This window comes from Neptunomonas japonica JAMM 1380 (assembly GCF_016592555.1).
GTDB lineage: Bacteria > Pseudomonadota > Gammaproteobacteria > Pseudomonadales > Balneatricaceae > Neptunomonas > Neptunomonas japonica_A.
This window is the reverse complement of the sequence record NZ_AP014546.1, coordinates 1,761,821-1,786,032: the sequence shown is the minus strand read 5'-3', so window position 1 is coordinate 1,786,032 and position 24,212 is coordinate 1,761,821. Positions and strand designations below refer to the sequence as shown.

Annotated in this window: 22 protein-coding genes; 4 read left to right on the top strand and 18 right to left on the bottom strand. The window is 44.0% G+C overall.

The window, feature by feature from the left end; genetic code table 11:
• Nucleotides 1-28: 28 nt before the first annotated feature.
• Nucleotides 29-2,152 (bottom strand): ATP-dependent DNA helicase DinG, encoded by a 2,124-nt coding sequence (gene dinG / locus NEJAP_RS08365; RefSeq protein WP_201350178.1) that lies wholly within the window; start codon nt 2,150-2,152, stop codon nt 29-31.
• Nucleotides 2,153-2,277: 125 nt separating this feature from the next.
• Here dinG and lexA point away from each other — a divergent pair, with 125 nt between their 5' ends.
• The gene (gene lexA / locus NEJAP_RS08360; RefSeq protein ID WP_201350529.1) at nt 2,278-2,892 is read left to right on the top strand and encodes a transcriptional repressor LexA; all 615 of its coding nucleotides are present in this window, start codon (nt 2,278-2,280) and stop codon (nt 2,890-2,892) included.
• Nucleotides 2,889-3,350, top strand: a complete 462-nt coding sequence (locus NEJAP_RS08355) for a cell division inhibitor SulA (RefSeq protein ID WP_236591111.1) — start codon at nt 2,889-2,891, stop codon at nt 3,348-3,350. The genes lexA and NEJAP_RS08355 overlap by 4 nt, the downstream gene beginning before the upstream one ends.
• Before the next feature lie 22 nt (nt 3,351-3,372).
• On the opposite strand, the gene NEJAP_RS08350 is transcribed toward NEJAP_RS08355, so the two are convergent.
• Genes NEJAP_RS08350 through topA form a run of 3 tightly spaced genes read right to left on the bottom strand, consistent with a single transcriptional unit; the run spans nt 3,373 to nt 6,824 of the window.
• The gene (locus tag NEJAP_RS08350) at nt 3,373-3,624 is read right to left on the bottom strand and encodes a hypothetical protein (protein WP_201350177.1); all 252 of its coding nucleotides are present in this window, start codon (nt 3,622-3,624) and stop codon (nt 3,373-3,375) included.
• Complete coding sequence (locus tag NEJAP_RS08345; protein ID WP_201350176.1) at nt 3,624-4,151, bottom strand: DUF6586 family protein; 528 nt, start codon at nt 4,149-4,151, stop codon at nt 3,624-3,626. Before NEJAP_RS08345 ends, NEJAP_RS08350 begins: the two co-directional genes overlap by 1 nt.
• A gap of 30 nt (nt 4,152-4,181) precedes the next feature.
• Complete coding sequence (gene topA, locus NEJAP_RS08340; RefSeq protein ID WP_201350175.1) at nt 4,182-6,824, bottom strand: type I DNA topoisomerase; 2,643 nt, start codon at nt 6,822-6,824, stop codon at nt 4,182-4,184.
• A 201-nt stretch (nt 6,825-7,025) separates the two neighbouring features.
• On the opposite strand from topA, the gene NEJAP_RS08335 reads away from it, so the two are divergent.
• The gene (locus NEJAP_RS08335; protein WP_201350174.1) at nt 7,026-7,733 is read left to right on the top strand and encodes a DNA topoisomerase I; all 708 of its coding nucleotides are present in this window, start codon (nt 7,026-7,028) and stop codon (nt 7,731-7,733) included.
• A 74-nt stretch (nt 7,734-7,807) separates the two neighbouring features.
• On the opposite strand, the gene NEJAP_RS08330 is transcribed toward NEJAP_RS08335, so the two are convergent.
• The 10 genes from NEJAP_RS08330 to NEJAP_RS08285 form a co-directional block, all read right to left on the bottom strand.
• Entirely contained in the window at nt 7,808-8,182 is a 375-nt protein-coding gene (locus NEJAP_RS08330) for a zinc ribbon domain-containing protein (RefSeq protein WP_201350173.1), read from the bottom strand.
• A 385-nt stretch (nt 8,183-8,567) separates the two neighbouring features.
• Nucleotides 8,568-9,239 carry an RluA family pseudouridine synthase gene (locus NEJAP_RS08325; protein ID WP_201350172.1) on the bottom strand — a complete coding sequence of 224 codons (672 nt, stop codon included), beginning with the start codon at nt 9,237-9,239 and terminating at the stop codon, nt 8,568-8,570.
• Nucleotides 9,236-11,167: a DNA topoisomerase III gene (locus tag NEJAP_RS08320; protein WP_201350171.1), complete on the bottom strand. Its 1,932-nt coding sequence runs from the start codon at nt 11,165-11,167 to the stop codon at nt 9,236-9,238. The genes NEJAP_RS08325 and NEJAP_RS08320 overlap by 4 nt, the downstream gene beginning before the upstream one ends.
• Nucleotides 11,168-11,185: 18 nt before the next feature.
• A complete protein-coding gene (locus tag NEJAP_RS08315; RefSeq protein ID WP_201350170.1) occupies nt 11,186-12,577 on the bottom strand; it encodes a GGDEF domain-containing protein in 1,392 nt (463 codons plus the stop codon).
• A 170-nt stretch (nt 12,578-12,747) separates the two neighbouring features.
• Nucleotides 12,748-13,620, bottom strand: a complete 873-nt coding sequence (locus NEJAP_RS08310) for a cache domain-containing protein (RefSeq protein ID WP_201350169.1) — start codon at nt 13,618-13,620, stop codon at nt 12,748-12,750.
• Between the two features lie 113 nt (nt 13,621-13,733).
• On the bottom strand, nt 13,734-14,789 hold the full coding sequence (gene murB, locus NEJAP_RS08305; RefSeq protein WP_201350168.1) for a UDP-N-acetylmuramate dehydrogenase: 1,056 nt from the start codon (nt 14,787-14,789) through the stop codon (nt 13,734-13,736).
• Nucleotides 14,789-15,265, bottom strand: a complete 477-nt coding sequence (locus NEJAP_RS08300; protein WP_201350167.1) for a low molecular weight protein-tyrosine-phosphatase — start codon at nt 15,263-15,265, stop codon at nt 14,789-14,791. Before NEJAP_RS08300 ends, murB begins: the two co-directional genes overlap by 1 nt.
• Before the next feature lie 107 nt (nt 15,266-15,372).
• On the bottom strand, nt 15,373-15,627 hold the full coding sequence (locus NEJAP_RS08295; RefSeq protein WP_201350166.1) for a DUF2164 domain-containing protein: 255 nt from the start codon (nt 15,625-15,627) through the stop codon (nt 15,373-15,375).
• 233 nt (nt 15,628-15,860) lie between these two features.
• Complete coding sequence (locus NEJAP_RS08290; RefSeq protein ID WP_201350165.1) at nt 15,861-16,796, bottom strand: 5'-nucleotidase; 936 nt, start codon at nt 16,794-16,796, stop codon at nt 15,861-15,863.
• A 177-nt stretch (nt 16,797-16,973) separates the two neighbouring features.
• Complete coding sequence (locus tag NEJAP_RS08285) at nt 16,974-17,249, bottom strand: hypothetical protein (RefSeq protein ID WP_201350164.1); 276 nt, start codon at nt 17,247-17,249, stop codon at nt 16,974-16,976.
• 237 nt (nt 17,250-17,486) lie between these two features.
• Between NEJAP_RS08285 and NEJAP_RS08280 the strand changes: the two genes are divergently transcribed.
• Entirely contained in the window at nt 17,487-17,870 is a 384-nt protein-coding gene (locus NEJAP_RS08280) for a DUF3461 family protein (protein ID WP_201350163.1), read from the top strand.
• A 101-nt stretch (nt 17,871-17,971) separates the two neighbouring features.
• Here NEJAP_RS08280 and NEJAP_RS08275 read toward each other — a convergent pair whose 3' ends face one another.
• The 4 genes from NEJAP_RS08275 to NEJAP_RS08260 form a co-directional block, all read right to left on the bottom strand.
• The gene (locus NEJAP_RS08275; protein ID WP_201350162.1) at nt 17,972-19,336 is read right to left on the bottom strand and encodes an NAD-dependent succinate-semialdehyde dehydrogenase; all 1,365 of its coding nucleotides are present in this window, start codon (nt 19,334-19,336) and stop codon (nt 17,972-17,974) included.
• 57 nt (nt 19,337-19,393) lie between these two features.
• Nucleotides 19,394-20,320: a dimethyl sulfoxide reductase anchor subunit family protein gene (locus NEJAP_RS08270; RefSeq protein ID WP_201350161.1), complete on the bottom strand. Its 927-nt coding sequence runs from the start codon at nt 20,318-20,320 to the stop codon at nt 19,394-19,396.
• A gap of 169 nt (nt 20,321-20,489) precedes the next feature.
• Nucleotides 20,490-21,179, bottom strand: a complete 690-nt coding sequence (locus tag NEJAP_RS08265) for a 4Fe-4S dicluster domain-containing protein (protein ID WP_201350160.1) — start codon at nt 21,177-21,179, stop codon at nt 20,490-20,492.
• Nucleotides 21,180-21,200: 21 nt separating this feature from the next.
• The gene (locus NEJAP_RS08260; protein WP_201350159.1) at nt 21,201-24,125 is read right to left on the bottom strand and encodes a molybdopterin oxidoreductase family protein; all 2,925 of its coding nucleotides are present in this window, start codon (nt 24,123-24,125) and stop codon (nt 21,201-21,203) included.
• Nucleotides 24,126-24,212: the final 87 nt, after the last annotated feature.

Genomic DNA, 24,212 nt, shown 5'->3' with positions numbered 1-24,212 from the left:
TTTAATTCTTCCAATGTATTACTCACTTTTAACTGATTTCACGACGAAAAGGAGGCAACGCATCCAGCAATTGCCGGCCATAACGGCGCGTCACTACACGTCTATCTAATAAAATAACCCGACCACTGTCCTGCTCGGTACGTAAGAGTCGACCTGTAGCCTGCGTCAAGCGCATTGACGCCTCAGGTACAGTCCACTCCATAAATGCATTACCACCTCGCTGCTCTATCCACTCAGCCATCGTGGCATCAACAGGATCGTCTGGCACACCAAACGGCAATTTAGTAATAATAACCTCTGTCAGGTACTTACCTGGCAGATCCACTCCTTCTGCAAACGACGCCAGGCCAAAAATGATACTAGGCTTCTCTGCATTAATGATCTCTTTATGCTTTCTAATAATTTCGTTCTTAGTTAAATCGCCTTGAGCCAACACCTTACTACGAATCGTACTCTCAAGCTTTTCCAACACAGTAAACATTTGTCGCCATGAGCTAAATAATACCAGTGTTGCCGCTGCACTCGCCAAACCCTTATTAAGGATACTGATAACTTCTTTCGTATGCTCTTCTGGTTTACCAGGATCCGACTCCATACGCGGAACCGACAATACTGCTGCTTGAGGGTAATTAAATGGACTTGGCAACCGCTCACACAATACATCTTGTGGCAATCCCAACTCATGAATCACACGATTAAAATGCCCTAGCGCTGTCATCGTTGCTGACGTTAACACAGCACCAAAGCAACTGGACCAAAGGTGCTCTTGTAATGTATCTGCTGCTGACACGGGGCTACTTCTACACTCAAAATCAACGCCATCGCTAGCATCGACTAAATTAATCCAACGTGCCGTTGGCGCAACACCTTCAGGGTCAGCCACCGCATAGCTTTTGTTTAGCCAATACAAGGACTGAGCCCGCATCCAAAGTAGGCCCATACGAGGATACCAACGCTCTGCTACGTCCCTATTAATCTCAGGAACACCTCCGTCCAGTGCCTCTTTAAGCACATCAACGATTTGCTCCGCTTTTAACATCCAGCGCTCTGCCGCTGAGGCAATATCTTTTGCGCTATGCATCATTGTTTCGGGAAGCACACCCTTTGGAAAACGAAAACGCTCTGATGCAGGGCGCTGAACACCATCCATCAACATTATTCGCAAATCACTATGCAATTGATCAAGCGCAATATCGATATCTTGGCGTGCAGGCGCCATACGCTCAACATACTGCGCCAAAACGGCGTTGTTATCACATTCATCCAGCATAGCATCTAACTGCTTTACGGATGACTTCAGCCAACGTTGCGTGCCTTTAACACGCATTGTATAAGCAAAGTGCCCCGTTGCCTTAGACGAAAGATGGTGAGCCTCATCAAATATATAAACAGTATTAGCCGGTTCGGGTAAAATCGCACCGCCACCTAATGACAAATCAGCCAAGACTAAATCATGGTTAGCCACAACAATGTCGGCCTTATCCATAGAGTCTCTAGACTTATAAAAAGGACATACAGAAAAATTACTACAGCGCCTATTGGTACAACGCGTATGATCGCTCGTTAGAGGGGCCCAGTTTGCAGCCTCTATTTCTTGAGCAAGACTGTCTCGATCACCATCCCACTCACCTGCAGCAAACTTACCCAACAGCTCTTGATAAAAAACCAGCAATGAAGGGTCGATACTATGCTCTATCTCATCTTCATATAGAGCAATTTGTCCCGTTTGATTTTGAGAGTCTAAAAGTTTTTCCGCCTGCGAAATACAAAAATAACGCCCCCTACCTTTAGCCAGCACATAATTAACTGACTCTCCTAGGAGACGAGCCACTTCAGGTAGGTCTTTATTTAACAGCTGCTCTTGCAATGCAACGGTCGCAGTCGAAATAACTAAAGACTTAGAATGCGACTGCGCAATAGGAATTGCACTTAACAGATAGGCCATGGTTTTACCCGTACCGGTCCCTGCCTCAATCACACAAAGATGATTTTCGTTAACCCGTTCTCCTTTCTCGTCCACCTCTATAGCACCGAGTGTTCGCGCTACGTGCGCAATCATCATTTTTTGGCCGTAACGCGGCTTCATCTCATGGTCCGCTAAAAAGCGTCGATAAGAAGCCTGTATAGAGTTTTTAAGAGCATCACTAAGCAAGACAAACTACCCGAATAACATTTGGCGTGGATCATACCAAGATACTGGATATATAAACAGAAAATTACTTTACATCACTTACTTGCTGTATATAATCACAGATACTGTATAAATAAACAGGCAACATTATGAAACTAACCAAACGTCAAGAAGAAGTACTGGAATGCATCCGCGGGCACATTGAAGCAACCGGGTATCCACCGACACGTGCAGAAATCGCAAAAACACTTGGTTTCAAATCCGCTAATGCTGCCGAAGAACACCTTAAAGCATTAGCGAGAAAAGGCGCGATTGAGATTATTCCGGGAACCTCTCGCGGTATACGCCTACCTGAACTGGAAGCAGCAGAAGACGGGATACCCGTAATAGGGCGTGTCGCTGCTGGATCTCCTATTTTGGCACAAGAACATATCGAAGAGCACTGCACTATCTCTGCTGACTTCTTTCATCCACCAGCTAACTATTTACTGAGAGTCCATGGCACTAGCATGAAAGACATTGGCATTATGGACGGTGACTTGCTCGCTGTACATCAATGTACAGAAGCACGTAACGGCCAAATTGTTGTCGCCCGCATTGATGACGAAGTCACTGTAAAACGCTTCAAAAAAGAAGGTCACATGGTCTATCTGATTGCAGAAAACACAGAGTTTTCACCAATTCAAGTTGACCTTCGACAGCAAGAATTGTCTATCGAAGGGTTAGGCGTAGGCGTCATTAGGCAAGGAGGTGATTTGTGATTCAATTACATAACCATCGCAACAGACCCGGCATGGCGCTGTTACGCAAACACGAACAAAACCAGATCCACCAAAAACCGCCAGCCACAAAAAAAGAGTTCGGAAAAATAACTGAAATAGTCACACGTAGCGGCGAACTCAACGATATGCCTCTGCTCATGCCTTTACTGGCACAGCTCAGCCATGAAGACCGCTGGTTTGCATGGGTAGCGCCGCCGACCAACTTACCTCGTTCGCTCTTACAGGATGCAGGTATTGACTTAAACAAGGTAATTTTACTCTACCCAGATGAGCATCATTCAGTACTGCAGCTTGCAAAAAAAGCATTAAGTACGGGCACCTGTCACGCAGTCATTAGCTGGGCCGAAGAGATATCAGAACATGAGATTAAAAATTTAGAGCACTCAGCTCAACAAGGATGTAGTAACGGCATCCTCATAAGAAGACGCCACCACTAAAACAGCAGACAAAAGGGAAGAACTAGTGGATTACCGGTTTAGGAGTCTTGGGTGCTTCCGCAGACTCCATTGATAACTCAGACATCATCTTTGCACCAGCTACAAGAATCATACGCGCTAACTCTTCAGACTGACCATTTAGACCATCTCTAACTTTTTGCGACAAGTTCACTGTGATCAGTGGCTCATCCTCACCCGCCTTACGCATAGCGTATTCGCCTGATGGAAGCTTGATAATCTCAAGTACTGTTTGTTCCACTGTATTTTTACTCACTACCACTCTTGCATATCTGAACGTAAACGCTCGACTAGCGAACGAAACTCATTAAGCCACTGTTTGTATTCGGCCAGAATATCGCTATCTTCTGCATGATTTGGGTTAATCTGCACAACATGAATTTCTGAAACGCTTACTTTATCACTCGCAGCTTCACTATGATTATCAAGGGCTTTCCAACAAGCTCCATAAGCAGCTAGCATTTTATGCAACCAACTTACTTCACTCTTCTCCAAGCCTACCAGCTCAATCCTTTCTGGTGACTCTTGCCCCGATGCCTCAAACATAACTTCTAAATCAGCCAAGGTGTTTACCTTGCTGGTATCAAAACTATATTTTTCAGCAACTTCTCGTAAAAATGAACCGTATGCCGACGCTAAATGAAACAAAATAGATTCATTATACGATTCAATTTCGTTGTGCTTACTCCACTTCGTAGAGTCTTGCGCGACCGTCAAAGCATCTAAATGAATACGTGCAAAATTAATTTTCTGATTCGTCCTGACCAGATATACATTACTCATACACTACCTCTATAACATGACCATTAAAGGTTACTTCTTCTTCGCTTTAGCCTTTGGCTCTTCTATCACCCAGGCATTACCCTGATAGAATGCACGCCATCCGGTTGCTTTGCCATTGACCTCAGTCATCACATACTGCTCCTTTGTCTTACGACTGTATCGTACAATAGTCTCATTCCCCTCATTATCACGCTTTGGCGCGCTAAACAGGAATGTGTACTTAGGGTCAATCTCAGATTCGTGAGGCAGTAACTCAATAATTTTGGGTGCTCGTGTTTCACGGTTACGTGGAAACTGGCTTGCGGCTAAAAACAACCCAGAAGCACCATCACGAAGAATGTAGGTATCTTCAACCTTTTCACAGGCCAGCTCAGGCATAGGCACCGGATCCATTTTAGGCGGCGCAGCTTCACCACTTTTCAGCAGCTTACGAGTGTTTTTACATTCTTCATTCATACAACCAAAGAACTTACCAAAACGGCCCGTTTTTAATTGCATTTCAGCACCACATTTATCGCACTTAAGCGAAGGGCCTTCATAACCCTTAATACGATAACTACCCTCTTCGACTTCGTACCCTGGGCAATCCGGGTTATTTCCGCATACGTGCAACTTACGCTGCTTGTCGACCAAATAACTATCCATCGCACTATCACAAAGATTGCAACGATGCTTGTTACGCAAGATGCGAGATTCTTCTTCCTCATCTCCATCAACACTAACAACCTCATCACCAGGGGTTAGGTTGATTGTTGCTTTACAACGTTCTTTCGGCGGCAAGTTGTAACCCGAACAGCCTAAAAACACACCTGTGCTACCGGTACGAATCATCATATGACGATTACATTCAGGGCATGGAATATCTGTTTCTGTTGGCGAGTTAGGGCGCATGCCTGTTTCAGGATCAAGCGCTTCTTCTAGCTTACGCGTTAAACCACCATAAAAACGATCGAGCAGCACTTTCCACTCAGCTTCACCTTGGGCTATCTCATCCAAGGCGTCTTCCATACGCGCGGTAAAACTGTAATCCATTAGGTCAGTAAAGTTTTCGGTAAGGCGCTCAACCACAATATCGCCCATTTTACAGGCATAAAAACGCTTATTCTGAATCTCGACGTAGCCACGATCCTGAATAGTAGAGATAATTGATGCATATGTGGATGGACGACCAATCCCTTGTTTTTCTAACTCTTTAACCAAGCTAGCTTCTGTAAAACGAGCCGTTGGCTTAGTAAAGTGCTGCTTAGGATCAATCGCTGTCATCGTCAGCAACTCACCCTTCTTCACATCCGGCAAAATGAGATCTTCATCACCTTTACCTTTTTGCATTACCCGCGTGTAACCATCAAAACGTAAAATACGTCCTTTCGTGGTTAACTCAAACTCACCTGCCTTCACTGTAATGCGTGAACTGGTATACAGCGCTGGCATCATTTGGCAAGCCAAAAACTGGCGACGAATTAACTCATACAAACGCTCTGCATCGCGCTCCATCGCCTTTAAAGCAGTAGCTTCGATATTCACATCACTTGGACGAATCGCCTCATGCGCTTCTTGAGCACCGTCTTTACTTGAATAGCGAATAGCCTCTTCAGGTAAATACTTGCTACCAAAGTGATCACCGATATATTCACGGCAACTTTCTACAGCTTCTGAGCTCAAGTTGGTTGAATCTGTACGCATGTATGTGATGTAACCCGCTTCATATAACCGCTGGGCCATCATCATGGTTTTCTTCACACCAAAGCCCAAGCGTGTACTGGCTGCCTGCTGAAGCGTTGATGTTATAAATGGAGCCGATGGCTTGCTGCTTGTCGCACGATCTTCGCGACTAAGAACTGTATACTCAGCATCTTTAAGCGCGGCTAAATGTGCATTAGTTTCAGCTTCAGATGAAGGCCGGAACGCACTGCCACTAACGCGAGCAACTTGCAGTCTTAAAGCCTCAGCAGTAGCCGTCTTAGTGTCCGCATGTACTTCCCAATACTCATCAGGAATAAAGGCGCGAATTTCCTTCTCTCGCTCAACAACTAAACGCACAGCAACCGATTGCACTCGCCCTGCAGAAAGCCCACGAGCAACTTTCTCCCACAATAAAGGAGACAGCATATAACCCACAACACGGTCTAGAAAACGGCGCGCCTGCTGCGCATTGACATGATTCATGTCGAGCTTACCAGGTGATTCAAATGCACTGCTGATAGCTTTTTTCGTTATCTCGTTAAATACAACACGACGGTAACGCTCATCTTCACCACCAATAGCCTCTCTCAAATGCCAAGCAATCGCTTCTCCCTCGCGATCCAAATCGGTCGCGAGATAGATAGTATCGGCATCTTTAGCTAAACGTCGCAATTCTTCGACAACTTTCTCTTTCCCAGGAAGGATTTCGTAATGCGCCTCCCAATCTTTTTCGGGGTTGACGCCCATCCTTGCAACTAACTGGTCTTTAGCTTTTTTCGCTTTGTAAATGGCTTTTTCTTCAGGCGCCATTTTACGTGTCAGCGCAGCCTGCTTAGCGCGGGCCTTAGGATCTGACTTTGTGGCGCTACCGCTCGTAGGCAGATCACGGATATGACCTACGCTCGATTTAACGACATATTCATTACCAAGATACTTATTAATTGTCTTGGCTTTTGCGGGTGACTCAACAATAACGAGCGACTTTCCCATAGGGGTAACTATCCTCGGGCAGATACGACACAATAAAAATAGCGAGCATATATAAGTGCTTATACAACTGGGGTCAAGCAAGACTCATAAAAAAGTCCATAAGTACTATAATCAGCTAATAGCAAATAACTTCAATACTCCCTTTAACAACAGTACATCCTAACTATATAATTCAGAGACTTAGCGAGGCAGTTTCATACCATGTTGCAAGATAATCTGATTTATATCGTCATAATAGCTGTTATTGGTGCAATTGCGCTGGCTATCAACTATTTCATTTCTCAAAGAGAATACAATACAACGGCTAAACATGAGCGCCTAGACTGGCTGCGCAAGCAAACTTTTAATACATTAGACGCCATTGCAACACTCAAAGCAGCTGGCTGTAAACCAGAAATCTTAGAAAAGCTTAATAACCATGCCATGGTGCAAATAGAAGAGATCAGCCAATTAGCACCTGATTCTGATCTAATGACACAAGTAAATAATCAAAAAGAAACAGCTGATAGAACCGCGCCTGGGCAAGGTGTGTTCAACAGCGACAAAGATTTAAAGCGCTTCCAAATTTACATCAACTTTACTGAAAAACTACTTAATCAAATGCTAAAAAAGGGCAAGTTATCGCCATTGCTAGCTGAAAACTATGGTCAAGAGCTTTACTGGCTAAATATCTCAATAGTTGCTGATGCACACATACACCAAGCACAGCAGTTTATTACACAAGATGAAAAACCGCTTGCTCTTTCCCACCTTAAACACGCCAAAGCAGTCATTGTGCGTGCGATGGTCCCACAACAGAAGAAACAACCAAAACTAGACTTAATTCAACCTCAGATAACCGCTATACAACCGCGCAAAACAAATCATCGCGGAGCGCTTGAGGACTCTATTGATAACTTTTTGAAATAATAACCCTTCTCACTAATGACTTTCGCACATCAAACTCATAAAACCGGCAATAGCCGCTTTTTTAATACGCAACTTTAGCTACCAAAGAAGCCAATACTTTGCTCAGCGCCTGACATAAGAACATTATAAAATTCTGTTTTCCCACAGTAGTTGCATACAATAGCGTGGTATTTGTTTCTTTCCCAACCTATATAGCTTTCAAAAAAACCACCTGAAACACGAATTTCTTTTTCATGAAATTTTTTCTTTCCGCAACGCAGGCAACACCAGTTAATACGAGGATCTCTTCGATCAAGCTCATCTTGAGCTCTTGTTTGAAGCTCCTCTAAACCATTCGCCCAACGCTTGTTTCTTATTCGTTGCAGTTCTTTTAGAGGGAGGGATTCTAGCTGCTCATCAGTGAGCTTTTTTAAATCCCAATCACGGTCTTGTTTAGCTTTCCAAAACATTCTTACTCCTTGTGCAAGAAGATAAGCCCTGAAATCAGGCTTGCTATCTTGCGATACCAGCTAAGATCTTCGCGTGTTTATTTTCGAATAGTTTACATTGCCAATGTTTAGCAGCCTATATTTCTGCAACATTTCCCTAAGTGCTATCATCGAGAATATTTCTGGAGAACTCTGAATTACCATGGCGCTTATACAAGCAAAAAACCTACACTTCTACTTCTTTTCGCGAAACAGAACCCTTAATTATCACTCGCCTTACTCATACATTGACTTATGAGATCACTATTATTCTATACCCGAACATGTATCTTCGCTGACGGGCAAAATATTGAATACAAACACTGCTCGACGAATAAATTATTTTGCTAGTTTTAAGATAGTCACTTTAGAATGGGCACTCACACCGTCCCTTAACCCTCTCACCTGTTATGGGATGATCAAAATCCAAGGTTAAAGCGTGCAATAAAAGTCGACTAGACATAGATTGGGTTTGCGGTGTTCCATACAGATCGCAACCTATAATCGGGAAGCCCATCTCACGACTATGAATACGCAATTGATGGGTTCGACCCGTCTCTGGCGTAAATAATACCCGGCTTATGTCCGGGTTACTCGATGTAGATAACACCTTGAAACGACTAAGTGCTTGCTTACCTTTTTCATAACAGATTTTTTGATAAGGAAAGTTGGGAGGGTCTTTCGCTATAGGTGCATCAATACTGCCGTGCTCACAATCTAAATGGCCACTCAAAACACTAATATAGGTTTTTTGTACCGTTCTATTTTGAAACTGTTTAGTAAGGTTTGCATTAACCGTTTTATTAAAAGCCAGCACCATAATACCCGACGTTCCAAAATCAAGACGATGCACCATAGTAATACCCGGAAACATTTGCGATAAACGAAAATGTACCGAATCCTTATTCAAAGGATTTTTACCCGACAAGCTTAACAGGCCACTTGGCTTATTGATCAATAGAATATGTTCATCTTGAAAAAGTATGCCTACCTGCTCTTCACACAAAGGCGCAATAAAGTTATCTCCAGGAGCACTCATGATGCTTTCTTTCTCCTGCGCTTTTTAGCCGGAGCCTTCCCCTGCCCTCGTAGGCCTTGAAATTGAACCAAACGAACCTCTTCAATCAACTGCTGCAAACTGTTGGTCATCGGCTCCATAAAATGAGCGTACTTCATTTCACGCTGGCTTATCGCTTCTAATTGAGATTCCCAATGCGCAGTCATATCGGGATGTGCCATATTGTCAGGCAAGCTAGTAATTAATTGAATGCCCACTTCTGTTGCGCGAATATCTTTGCCAATTCTTGTTAAGAACTGCCGTGCAAATAACAACTCAATAATCCCTGCCCGCGTTGCCTCTGTTCCTAAACCATCCGTTTCTCTTAACACTTTTTTAATAGTGGGGTCTTGTACGTAACGCGCGATACCTGTCATAGCAGATAATAACGTGGCATCAGTAAAATGCTTAGGCGGGCTCGTTTGCTTTTCAGATAAGTCCGCTTCTAAACACAAGACTGTATCACCCTGTTTTACGTCAGGAAAGTTTACGCTTGAAAATCCATCTCCAGAATCACCTCCAGTAGCCAGGGCGCTCGCCTGCTTTACGGCGGGGAACAAGCTTTTCCAGCCTTGCACCAATACATCTTTTTGCTTGGCGACAAACAATCCTCCTGCCACTTCAGTATCAATCTGTTTGTCTAAATACTCAAAAGGCGGATAAAACTGTATTAAATATTGCCGAGCAATCAGTTCGTAAACATTGACCTCCCCAGACGACAAACGACTCGTCACCATTGCTTTCGCCGTAGGGATAATCGCATGATGGGCACTAATTTTAGTGTCATTCCATGCCTTACTTTTTAATTTCAGATCAGCGCTAGCAACCGCTTTTTCTAATTCAGGACAAGTTTTTGCAATAGCACTAACAACATATCCAGCACCACTAAAGTGCTCCAATGGTAAATAACGACAATCAGAACGGGGGTAGGTAATGAGCTTATGTTTTTCATACAGCTGCTGACATATATCAAGCACTTGCTTAGCACTTAAACCATATCGTTTGGCGGCATCAATTTGTAAAGAAGATAAATTATAAGGCAGTGGTGCGGCCTGTTTTTTCTTGTTCTGCAGTACTTTTACAACAGCGCCACTGTGACCTGAAACTCGTGTCACAACGTTCTCAGCTAATTTTTTAGAGAGAACTCGCCCCCCCTCATCCATATAGGGCTCACAAGCTTCGCTAGGTTTCCATTTAGCTTTATAGCATTCACATTTCGTTGTTTTTAAAGTAACAAATACTTCATAAAAAGGCTTAGACACAAAATCCTTAATCTCTAAGTCTCTATGCACTACCAAGCCTAATAGAGGAGTTTGTACCCTCCCTATCGACAATACGCCGTTAAAACCCGCTTTCTGGCCTTGCAGAGTACATAAACGTGTCATATTAATGCCATATAGCCAATCTGCACGCGCTCTTGCCAATGCAGATGTCGCCAAAGGAACAAATTCAGCATTACTACGTAAGTTACTCAAAGATTTTTTAACCGAGTTTATATTTAAATCACTGATTAAGCAGCGTTTTACTGACTCTCGTTTTGCTTTAGAAACACCACTAAAACTAATAACCTCATCAACCAGTATCTGCCCTTCGCGATCGGGGTCCCCGGCATTTACAAGCAGATCTGCTTGTTTGATCAGCCTTTTTAGTACCGTAAACTGTTTGCGGGTTTTTGATTTAATTTCGAGCTTCCACTCGCTGGGCACAATAGGAAGGTGCTGAATGGTCCATTTTTTAAAGGCAGGATTATAAGCTTCAGGTTGGGCTTGTTCTAATAAATGGCCAATGCACCAGCTCACTACATCCCCATTACCTACATGGATGCAACCATCCGCTTTTTTATGTGGCTTTGGTAATGCATCAGCGATAGCACGCCCAAGGCTGGGCTTTTCCGCTATGTATAAAATCATGGAAGGACTTACTCTAGGTTACTTAACCTGTTTGGTAGGAATAATACTAACCGCGGCAGGCTGCTTAGCAGCCGAGACTTTTGTGCTAGCGGCCTTATACGCCATCACACAGTTTCGACCACGCTTTTTAGCCGCATACAATGCCAAATCTGCCGATTTAATCAATGCTTCTTCACTATTTTTATCCTGCGGACAGGTCGCAATACCTGCAGATAACGTGATTGCACGCTTACAATCCGGGCTAATTTCAGAATCTTTAGCCACTGTCGCAATCAGCATTTTAAGCTTTTTATAAGCGATTATTTTACTGGTATTAGGTAGCACAAGAATGAATTCTTCTCCGCCATATCTTGCAACAACATCTCGGGCTCTCATATTTTTAGCCAGCGTTTCTGCAACAAACTTTAATGCCTTATCGCCTTCTTGATGGCCGAATGAGTCATTATAACTTTTGAAATGATCAATATCGATCATAGCGACGGTAACTTCATATCCCTGCTGACCAGAAGTAGTTACTTCTCGTTTTAAGGTATTACCCAAACCTCTACGGTTTAACAGCCCCGTTAGCTCATCACGGTTAGAAGCCATACTCAGTTCGGTTCGCAGCTGCGCGTTATTAAAATGCAAACCGATAGTGTTACAGACCGCTATAATTCGTTGTTCATCCTCTTTGGATAATAACGACTCTGTTAGCCGCTCTGAGCGAATATGCAAAACACCAAACTGCATTTCGTGACAAGTAATAGGGTAACAAGCCACACTTTTTATTGTGGTTAAATTAGCATTATCACACAGCATTTTTTGCGTATTTGAAGAGTCAATATAAGGCCTCCCCTGCTGTAAAACCTGACACTCTTCTAGCTTAACATTAGGATAGACTTTATCTTTATGCTCGCCCCAAGCGCCTGCCAAGGCCCAGTTCTCAAAGGCCTTATTAGCAAACAGCACAGCAACCGTATGATCAGGTATCAGGTTTTTTAAATACTTAACTGATATTTCCTGCAGCTCATCTAATGTACTGGCAGCAGCTAATGCATCACTCATCATACGAACCTGCTGCAACTTTTTACTACGTAGATACTCGTATTCCAGCATCTCATTTTTAGTCTCAGAGAGTACTTGTGCCTGTTCCACAGCAAGCTTTCTTTCTTCCACTTGCTCACTCAGCTGCTCTACTATTTTAGACAATTCCTGATGACTAGCATTAGCATCTTGCAGGCGTCGCCAAGCATACCAAGCCAAGGCCAAAGATAGAAACGCTAACGCTACTGGTAACTCATTAAGCCCAACCGCAGAGTAATCCGAAGTCCATAAAACCCAATGCTCATTAAACCCTGATAAAACAGCAACGAAATTAGCGACAAGAAAAACACCAATAGCGATCAAAAAGTCAGAAACACTTTTCTTCATGCATTCATCCTGAAGAGACGGGCAATCATCCTAAAGACACCCAAGAGGCTATAAACAATGCTTTTAGCATAGATCATTACAAGTAATTTACATTTTATTTGAGAGGTTTATAGATAAAAAGGCAAGATAACCTGCCTTTTTACTTTTCTAAACAGACAACACTGACAACGCTAATTCCTCGGTGTTTGCTTTAATTTTTTGAAGATCACTTTAAGGCTTTTCTGCATACGACCAATCGCATCGGCAAGCTCACCTATTTCGTCTTTTGAGTTGACCGTAATGACAGTATCCATTTTACCCAAACTCATTTGGCGGGCACTTTCTGCCAATTCACGAATAGGCTGGACCAGCGCGCGGTTTGAAAACCACAAGTTAACAATAATAATCAAGATCAAAATTGCCAGCCCCACTGAAAGCGATAAGATCATCATCATTTGAATTTTCTCATCTACTTCTTGCTGCTTTAACAAAACAGCATCATCTATATCATCGATATAAAAACCTGTCCCAAGCATCCAACCAAACTCTTTAAGCGCAATAGCATAACTAAGCTTAGGAACCTCGCGCCCTTTCGAAGGCTTATCCCATAAATAGCTTACATAACCACCACCGTTTCGTGCAGCACTTACAAGGTCTTCGATTAACCGCACACCATTCACATCAACTAGATTAATCAAGTTCTTACCTTCCAACTCAGGCTTTGCAGGATGGACCTTAGTGACACCCTCATAATCAAAAGCAAAAACGTAACCATCATCATCACCATAGGAGATTGATCGTAATGCAGTTTTTACTTTTTCGCGTGCCGTAAAAATATCACTTTCTGTTTCAAGAATAGGACGAATCGAGGTGGCGGTGATTTCCATATAATTTCGTAACGATTCTTGCTTGGAAGCCATCATGGTATAGCGAATTTGTTCAACCTCCTGCATGCCCAAAGTGCGCATCTGGTAGGTCGATACCGTCATAATAGCGGCAACGGTTAAGATCAACGGAATGGCCGTTAGAATTAGGATCTTTTGCTTTATTTTAAAGTTTTTCACTTTGGCGCTCCAAGGCTGACGGCCGCACAAACCGCCTATTTTTATTATTTTTAGACATGCCACTTTTTATAACGGCCTTGGGACTATAGTAGACAAATTGAAGAATTAACAAATTATACGAAGGGAAAAAGCTGAGGCTCCATTTCCAATTCTACGCTGAAAGTAGCTAGTACAGATGCTTGAATATCAGACGCTAATGCGAGTAATTCGGTTCGATCACCGCCGCCAAAATGTACTAACACTAACGCTTGTTTTTCATACACGCCAACATGCCCTACACGCTTACCTTTCCAGTCGCACTGATCAATCAACCAGCCCGCAGCAAGCTTCATAAAGCCCTTGTTTTCTGGGTAAGCAACGAGGCCCGGCCATTGTAGCTTCAGCTGATCAAACTGAGTCTGAGTAATCACTGGGTTTTTAAAAAAACTCCCTGCATTACCTAACAATTCTGGATCAGGCAACTTACTACGGCGTACAGCGCAAACCGCATTAAAAATTTGCTTTATATCAGGCTGACTAATGCCCTGATCCCTAAAATAGCTCTGTAATGCTGCATATCGAATGCTCTCGTCTTGATGGCAAGAAAGCCTAAGTACCACTTCGGTTATAATGAATTGCCCTGGGGACTGCTTAAATACGCTATCGCGATATGCAAAACCACAATCATCATTGAATAACTCAACAAAGCGCCCCGTCTCTAACTGATATGCGCGCACCTTGAAGACAATATCTTTCATCTCTTGCCCGTAAGCGCCAATATTCTGCACAGGAGCAGCCCCAACACGACCAGGGATAAGAGCCATTGTCTCCATGCCAGACAAGCTTTGAGCAACACTCCACTCAACAGTTTCGTGCCAATTCTCGCCTCCCCCTACAACAATATCGACAACCTCTGTTGCAAGAGCGCGATTCGCAACGCCTTCATGAAGAACTTTTTTACCCATAATATCAATACGGATAACAAGACCATCAATCTGCGGTGCCATTAATACATTGCTCCCGCCGCCAAGTACTCGCACGGCAAGATCATTTTGCTGAGCATAATCTATAGCGGCGACTAGCTCAGCCTCACTCCTCACTGCTAAAAAGTATTCAGCAAAAGCAGAAAAGCCTAATGTGTTACTCGTTTGAAGCGAATAGTTTTTCTGTAATTTTTGCTCGATACTCATCAACGCGGTACTTGCTGAAGTTTTAACAACAGCCCCATGGAGGCATTCTCAACCAGATCTAAAACATGACCAAAACCTGCTTCACCACCGTAATAAGGGTCAGGGACTTCACGCTCAACACACTGAGCAAAATCCAAAAACAGGCCTAAATGCCCTGCATAATTAGCAGGAGCTATCGCCTTAAGCTCGCGTAAGTTCTCCTCATCCATCGCAAGGATATGCGTAAACTCAGAAAAATCTTGAGAGACCGCCTGACGAGCACGAAGGTGATCTAGCTGATAACCACGCTCTGCTGCAGCACTGGTAGCGCGTGAATCAGGCGGATTGCCAACGTGGTACGCAGCCGTACCAGCTGAGTCAACATCAACCACACTCGCTAAGCCATGCTGGGCAACCAGTGTTTCAAATACACCATGCGCTGTTGGTGAGCGGCAAATATTACCCAAGCAGACAAAAAGAACACGAGCTTTTTTCATTTAAAACAACCAATTAAATAAACATTCTGGAACAGAAAACAACGATCGACACTATCAACGGCAGATATTATAAATCAATTAGTTATCAAATGGTTTTACAAATACGGTTAGCGAGTAAATACAACTGGCTTTTCAATTTCATAGATAGCATCAGCTATGCTTTCAAGTTGCTTTTCAATCATTGCTTGTGCGTCATGTAGTCCTTGGTTGTAATAATACGCGCCCACCTCTTTGGAAAAGAAATCCATTAAAAATTCAGCATCAAACTGGCCCAGTTCTTGATCCAGCTCTTCTTGAAAGTAACGCTGGATCTTTTGAACAATCACATTTTTTTGCGAACTCGAGAACTCAATTTTAGACATGAATGACAATTTCCTTTTGAATTAGCCATGATCTAAAGGGAAACTAATAATAACCTGCAGGGCATTCTCTTTTCCATTACATGTCATTAGTTAGGGACATAAGAAATTTTTATAGCAGGTTTTACAAAGCCATTAGTATTTACGTACTCACATGAGTTTTCGCCACAGGAAGAAATGAGAGCCAACATTTTCACACGATGAAATGCGACTGGTTAAATTATATTAGCTAGCAGTCACTCTAGCGCTTGTGTGTTCGCGACCCCAAACGGAATATGTACCATAGGGATATTTCCTGCACTTGAATCAAGGTGAGTACGCTGATCATCAAAAAACATGTGTGGCTTAAAACACGACAAAATTCGATCTTTCGACATACCTCCAAGGAAAAAAGTCTCGTTTGCACTTACCCCCCAAGACTCAAGCGTTGTTATAACACGCTCATGCGATGGTGCATTACGAGCCGTGACAATAGCCGTTCTTATTACGCGTTTGTAATGGCGGTTTTTCTCTATCTCCTCATCCTCTAATTGCTGTAGAAAGGAGAGCTTTTTAAACAAATCCGCCAATAACCCCGGATTATGAGGGATATGAGAGTTCATCACTTCATAAGCCTGAAAAACTGAAAGGCCGCCTTCCTTAAAAATAGCTTCAGCCTCATCATCAGCGATAACACCATCAAAATCGAAGGCAATTCTCAGCTCCTCACTACCTTCATCATTTACAGACTTGCCCGGCATTACCACGCCTGCTGGAAAGCCGGCACCAATAGCATTATGTACATCGTTCTCATTAGCAGAAAGAAACAGCGATGCATTAAAGGCCGGCACATACTCAAAAGGAGACTTCCCTTCAACAAACGCAGCACGCGTAATATCTAGCCCATACGCCTGTATCGAGCGAAAAACACGTTTACCCGTTGCTGCTGAGTTGCGCGAAAGTAAGATAACCTCAACAGGTTTTTGTTCGGAAAAGCGGCTGTTAATATTTAAGAAACGCTTGATAAAAGGAAAGACGACGCCCTTGCCTAAAGGTTTATCAAGATTATCTTCCTGAAACTGCTTATAAGATTTAGGTCCATACTCTTCAAAAATTGAATTCGATTCACGAAGATCAAATAAAGCACTAGATGATACGGCGATCACCAGCTTTTTATCAATTGGGTAAGACATAAAATCCCTTTAACTACTCATCGAGGGTTCATAGTAATAGCAAAGGTATAGAAGATATAAAACAGTTGGTTGTTGCTGTAATGAAAATAGCAACAAAAATGGAATATATAACGCGCCTACTTTAACAAGCTGACGCGCTTTATAGGGATAAAACCAAAATCGTAAAAGCGAACTCCACTAAACAGTAAGAGGAGCATCTTTAGCGGCATTTTTCTGCTCTAGAGCAGCAGATGCCATGTTACGTGCAAACAGCTCCATTACATCGATGCCGGCATCGGGGTTTTCGCTTGCTTCATCCATTGCATCAACCATGGCTTTTACAGTAGGTAAAGTTTTTTCAACAAGCTCAGTAATATAAAACTCAGGCGAAGTGCCAGTATATTTGTGATAACGATCAAACAGATCAAGTGTTTCTGGTTGTAGTTCAATCTGTACCTGAGTTTTAGTCGCCATTGCGTATCTCCTGCTCGATTTTTATCATTATGCTTTAACTATAGATGCCTGTAACGTGCTTAATTAGTGCCAGAATTTTTTGTTTTTTAGGACCAGAGTATTTATAGCAAACATATCTGGACATATCAGACCTCACAAACTGGCCCTACTGCTTCCTTGCATGTTCTTTATGCTTGAAGATAGCCTACAGGCGCTTACGAATGATAAGAACTTATATAAGAATAAACAGGTAAAGCTATGTCTGAATACAGCACACTTAAAACAATGGGATTGATTGACCCTCACGCTATCAGCCACTACAAACTCAGCCAAAAAGATGATCAGGAAGTGCTGAAAATCTACTTTAAAAACTCTGAGACTTCAGCTCTGCCTGAAAGTAGTTCTTTCTATTTTGAATGCAATAAAGTGGTTGCCGCCGACGCACAAGCACAAGAAAAAAGTAAAGATAATGGGGGAAGCGACCCTGTTCTGATGGCCGCCATCACAGAATTGAATACGCTTTCAAAAAAGCACAGTAACAGCGACCGCCGCGCAGTATTAATGGAAGAGCTGGATAAAATGGAACAAGTAATGGCTGCTAAAATCCAAGAGCTACGCAACGATCTAAGCAGAATGGCTTAACCGTTTGGATAGAAAGCTAGCCGTTTTACCTGCATAAAAAAACGGATGAACAAGTCATCCGTTTTTTTTATATCTGCCCAATACCTAAGCAAGCTTATAGCCTAAGCAACCCACAAAGACTTAGCGTTGCAGAACTCTCGAATACCGCTGATCCCTAGCTCACGACCAATACCTGAAGCTTTAACGCCACCAAATGGCATACGAACATCGCTGGCAACTTGAGCATTAACAAAACCACAACCCACATCGATCTGACGCAGAATGGCCTCGCCTTTCTCAAGGTCTTCTGTCCAAATGCTTGCACCCAAACCAAAGCGAGTAGCATTTGCCTGCGCAATTGCATCTGCTTCATCACGAACAGCAACAATGGCCGCAACGGGGCCAAAGATCTCTTCATTAAAAGCAGTCATGCCTAACTTCACATTATCCAGGACGGACGGCTCATAAAAGTAACCAGCACCGTCAATGGGCTTACAACCCGTCAATGCTCGTGCACCTTCAGAAATAGACGCCATTACCTGCTGATGAACCTTGTCCCGTATATCTAATCGCGACATGGGAGCCAGTGTCGTATCAGCGCTGAATGGATCACCATGTTTCAGATCATTAACTCGCGACACCATAAGCTCGGTAAACTCTTGTATACGGCTAGGCACAACAAGAAAACGCTTAGAAGCGATGCAAATCTGCCCTGCATTACCGAACCTAGCGCGCATTGCCACATCCATCGCTTTATTAAGATCGGCATCATCTAACACGATAAACGAGTCTGATCCGCCTAACTCTAAAACAACTTTCTTAAGGTTTTGGCCAGCTAACGCTGCAATTTGTCGCCCTGCCATTTCGCTACCGGTAAAGGCAACGCCATGCACACGATGATCAGCAATGACTAACCCCGCCTGCTCAACAGAGATAGTTAAGTCAGTTACAAGACCTTCAGGTGCACCTGCATCGCGTATCAGTTTTTCAATTGCTTTTGCGCAGCGCGGCACATTAGGTGCGTGCTTTAGCAACAAACCATTACCCGCCATTAACGCAGGTACAAGACAACGAAAGACCTGCCACAAAGGGAAGTTCCACGGCATAATGGCAAAGATAATGCCAAGCGGCTGATAAGTCACCAGACTTCTACGCGCCGGTGTTTCGATCAGATCATCTTGCAACATCTGCTCGGCATTATCAGCGTAAAAACTACACGCTCCCGCACACTTATCAACTTCTCCTAACGCTTCCGGCAACAACTTACCCATCTCAAGAGAAATGGTTTCAGCTAACGTTTGGCGGTTATTGGTTAGTTGCTGAGCAATAGCATGCAACAACGCTGAACGATCAGTATAAACCGAACAACTCCAAGCATCTGCTGCTTGCTCTGCAACGCTAAGCTTTTGCTCTAACTGCTCATTAGTCAGCATATCAAATGCTTCTAACAACTCACCATTTGCCGGATTACGCGTTTCAAAATTCATGACAGTTCTCTCTACTTCGTTGTCTCATTACGCATTTATTTAGCGGAACACTTCAGCTTACGTACGCTGATCACCATGAAATAGGCGAACAACATGACGCGCTTCAGCGAAGAACAACCAACGCTCAACCAACAAACCTGCGATAACTAACAAAGCCGCAATAACGGTTAACGCACTGCTCGCTGCCAGCAGTAATAGAAACGGCATGACAAAAGCGAGTGCCAGCATCAACAGACGTAAGCGCACTAATTTGTTAGCTTCAACCGTGTAACCAAACTCATTATTCAAAAAACCGTTTGATGTATGCCCCTGGTCCAGCAAACGAACGCTTGCCTGTGTAAAACCAGTTGCCGTATTAATCGTGCTACCAGCGGGCTTGCCAATCCAAAAGAGGTAAACCACTTTTACCACTGCTCCCAACACCAACAAGCCCATTGCCATTTGCAATTGAATAGCCGCTAGTTCACCAGCAAAGAGCGCTTGAACAGCCGCCAGCAATAACGACCCGGACATCAAACCTAAAGCTATATAGTTAACGGGTGTTAGTGATGAGTTCCACTGACGAATAGTTTTCAAGCTAGCGTAGATCATGCTCGTACAGAACAATGTCACCATCGCAAGCACTGCTGACACCAATCCGCACAGCGCTACAAAAGTGCCTACTTCTGCACCTTGAAACCAAACACCAGCTAGGTAAATCAAGGTGAACGGGTAAAACAATACCGCAAACACGGCCTCACGTGACAACCACGATGTTTTAAAACGACTGAACGAGCGCCATGCGTTTTTCGGGTTTGCCAAATGTAATGTAGATGAAAGAAGACCCACGGTAATCATCACTAGCGCTAACACACCGCCGCCGATCAGTACGCTATCTTCTTGAGGCGCAAAACCACTCATGTGACCCAGCACCATTAATGTGATCAGACCATAACCGGCACCTGACATCACGGTAAATACTAGAACTGAAAAAGCCGGATGCATATTACAATCTCCGTTTTTCTCGACCAATACGCTGGCCGTTTTATTATTATGCGCCTGCTCCCTGAACTAGGGAGCAGGCTCTATCTATTTCACTACTTTCAAGCACCACGACTTTAGGAAACATGACAACTAACTACTGTCATATTTCCAAACGCAGCCGCTTGAAAAATTAGCGGGAAATAACCTTATTAACCCAACCTTTAACCGTATTTTTCAACGATGCTGGCTGATACTGCTCTACAACCGGTTTGTTACGCGGTGGTAAGTAAGTATTTACAGGGTTATAACCCAACTCAGGCAGCAGCTGTTTGCCGGCACGATCACGCACCAATTTGCTGACTTCTGAATTAGGGTCATCGAAGTCACCAAACACTCGCGACTTAGTTGGACAGGTCATCACGCACGCAGGTTTACGCTCGTCTTCCGGCAATTTTTCATCGTAAATACGATCCACACACAAGGTACATTTTTTCATTGTTCCTTCTTGCGGATCCAATTCACGCGCACCATATGGGCAAGCCCATGAGCACAAGTTACAACCCATGCATTTATCTTGATCGACCAACACAATGCCATCTTCAGAGCGCTTATACGAAGCACCCGTTGGGCACACAGTGACACAGGCAGCGTCGTCACAATGCATACATGACATCGGCATATGCACCGTTTTACTGTTCGGAGAATCATCCACCTCATAAGTACGGATACGGTTTAACCAAGCCCCATTAGGATTACGACCATAAGGGTCTTTATCCGACAAAGGACCAATGGTGCCCGACGTATTCCATTGCTTACAGGCTGTTGCACAGCCATGACAACCAACACAGGAATCCAGATCAACTACCAGACCTAATTTCATCTTATTATTCTCCGTCTGCAGTTACTTCTCACCCCGTGTCAGAATGTCTGACAGCGAGCGCAAAATATTGACATTTTTATGGCTGGTATAGCTCAGCATATCCGGAGATGGCTTCGCATTAGGCTGCGGTTTCAACGGCCCAAACTGCGGCCAGCTACCAGTCTCGCCTTGCGCGGCGGGTGTGATTTTCACTCGCAAATCATACCAAGCGGCCTGCCCTGTAATAGGGTCAGAGTTAGTCACACGATCTGTTTCGTCGCCTTTTTGTGGAAGCAGCTCGGAAATCAGGTGGTTCATCAAGAAACCATCCGTCGACTCATTTGCATCTTCCGATAAGCCCCAAGCACCGCCACGCTTACCGATAGCGTTCCAAGTCCACACCGTTTGCTCGTTAGTACCTTCCATCAACTTAACTTGCGCACGAATCTTGCCGTTGTGTGACTCTACCCATACCCAGGACATATCTTTAATGCCATCACGTTCTGCCGCTACGCGATTCATGTACAGATAGTTCTGGTTCATGATTTGGCGCAACCAAGCATTTTGGCTGTCCCAGCTGTGGTACATAAACATGGGGCGCTGATTCACTGCATGATAGGGATATTCATCACGATCAATACGTTGCTCTTCCAACGGCATGTAATAGATAGGAAGCGGATCAAAATACTTTACTAAACGTTCTTTGTGGTGCGCTTCAGTTGGCATTGGACCGTCATATAAGCCCTGCCCTGCTAAACGGAACGTTTGTAGTTTTTCAGAGTAAAGCTCAATAACGATCTGATCAGTATTACCAATCCAGCCTGCTTCTTTTGCTAGCTCAAGATAGTCACGGTTAGCATGGCGCATATAACGCTGATTCATACCTAACTCAAATTCAAAGAAACCTTCGTTTTCTTCATACGCTTCCCACTGACGAGGGTTTGGCTCACCACGAAGCGACTTATCACCATTCTCACCACGGTAACCTGCCAAGAAACCAATACCTGGCTCTTTCTCGAAGTTAACGATGAAATCTTTATAATCATCGTATTTACGCTCACCTTCTCCTGTTGTAAAAGCAGGAAAACCTAGTCGTCCGGCCATCTCAACCATCACTTCCTGCCAAGAAACCACATTACGATCAGGCTCAATCACAGGAATACGAACAGAGTCACATGCAGCATGTGGTTCTGAGATTGGACGGTCGAGCATAGAAATTGTGTCGTAACGCTCTAAGTAGGTGGTATCTGGCAATACAAGGTCAGAATACGCCACCATTTCAGAGTTAAATGCATCTGAGCAAACAATAAATGGAATCTTATATTCGCCATCATCTTCTTTGGCGCATAACATTTCCAAAGTTTGCTCAGTATTCATGCTGGAGTTCCACGCCATATTGGCCATGAATAACATCAAGGTATCAATTTTGTACGGATCACCTTTTACCGCATTACTAATCACCATATGCATCAAACCATGACACGATATAGGCGCATCCCAGCTGTAAGCTTTATCGATACGTAACGGCTTACCGTCAGCATCAATCGCCAAGTCTTCTGGGCATGTCGGGAAGCCAAGGGGTGGTGATTTCAACGGCGTATTGGGCGCCATCTCTTTTGCTGGCTTAATTCCAGGCGGAATATGCTTAGGGAATGGCGGTTTAGCCAGATGGCCACCCGGACAGTCAATCGTTCCCAGTAGTACTTGCAACATATGGATAGCACGGCATGTTTGGAAGCCGTTAGAGTGAGCAGATATACCACGCATCGCATGCATCGATACCGGGCGCCCAATAAACTTATCTTGCTTACGCCCAGCCCAGTCAGTCCACTCTACATCAACCGTGATGGTCTCTTTGAAAGCAACATGCGCCATCTCAAGTGCAATTCGCTCAATATCTTCAGCCGCGACGCCACACTCTTTTGCTGCCACTTCAGGAGAGTACTCATCACCCATATACTTTTCTAACATGATACTCATTGCTGTGCGCAATGGTGTTCCGTCAGGCGCTGTGTATTCACCAAATAATGCAGGCGATACATCAGGGCGGTTCGCATCCGCGTAAGCTTCTGTTACCTGATCCCATACTTGCGGAGTCTCACCACCGGCACGGTAGAACAGACCATCACCTTTCTGTCCCGGTGTATTAACTACCAGTTGAGCTGAGTTGGTATAGCGAATCAAAAACTCTTCATCAACCAACTGATTTTTTAGCAGAACATGAACCATCGACAACGCAAGAATGCCGTCAGTGCCTGGGCGAATAGCAACCCACTCATCAGCAATGGCTTGGTAACCCGTACGAACTGGGTTTACCGATACAAACTTAGCACCACGCTCTTTGAGCCTTTTTAGACCGAGCTTAATCGGGTTAGATGCGTGATCTTCTGCCACTCCCCACATAAGGAAATACTTCGTATTTTCCCAGTCAGGATCACCAAACTCCCAGAAGGCATGCCCCATCGTATAGAGACCACCGGCCGCCATATTCACGGAACAAAACCCGCCGTGAGCAGCCCAGTTGATGGTACCAAACTGGCTAGCCCACATACCTGTGAGTGCCTGCATTTGGTCACGACCTGTAAAATATGCCAGCTTTTTAGGGTCAGTAGCGCGGATGTGCGATAAGCGCTTTTCCAGCATATCTAACGCTTGTTCCCAAGAAATCTCTTCAAACTCACCCGCACCACGCTCAGTACCAGGCTTACGTAACAAAGGTGAGCTTAGCTTTGCAGGTGAGTACTGTTTCATAATGCCGGAGTTACCCTTAGCACACAGCACACCCTTGTTGACAGGATGGTTGGGATTACCTTGTATAAAGCGGACCTTGTTATCTTCTACCGTTACTTTTATACCGCAACGACAGGCACACATGTAGCAGGTAGTGTATTTAGTTTCCTGCTTATCTCTATTTTCAAATTCTGGAAGACCGGAATTAACCGGTATCAAATTGGCTTGGCTTGTCATATTTATTATCCACCGTAGCGTTTAGCGCGTAACGCGATGCCCACAAATTCGGATCTATCAAAAGTTACTGAGCCCGTCACCTTCCCC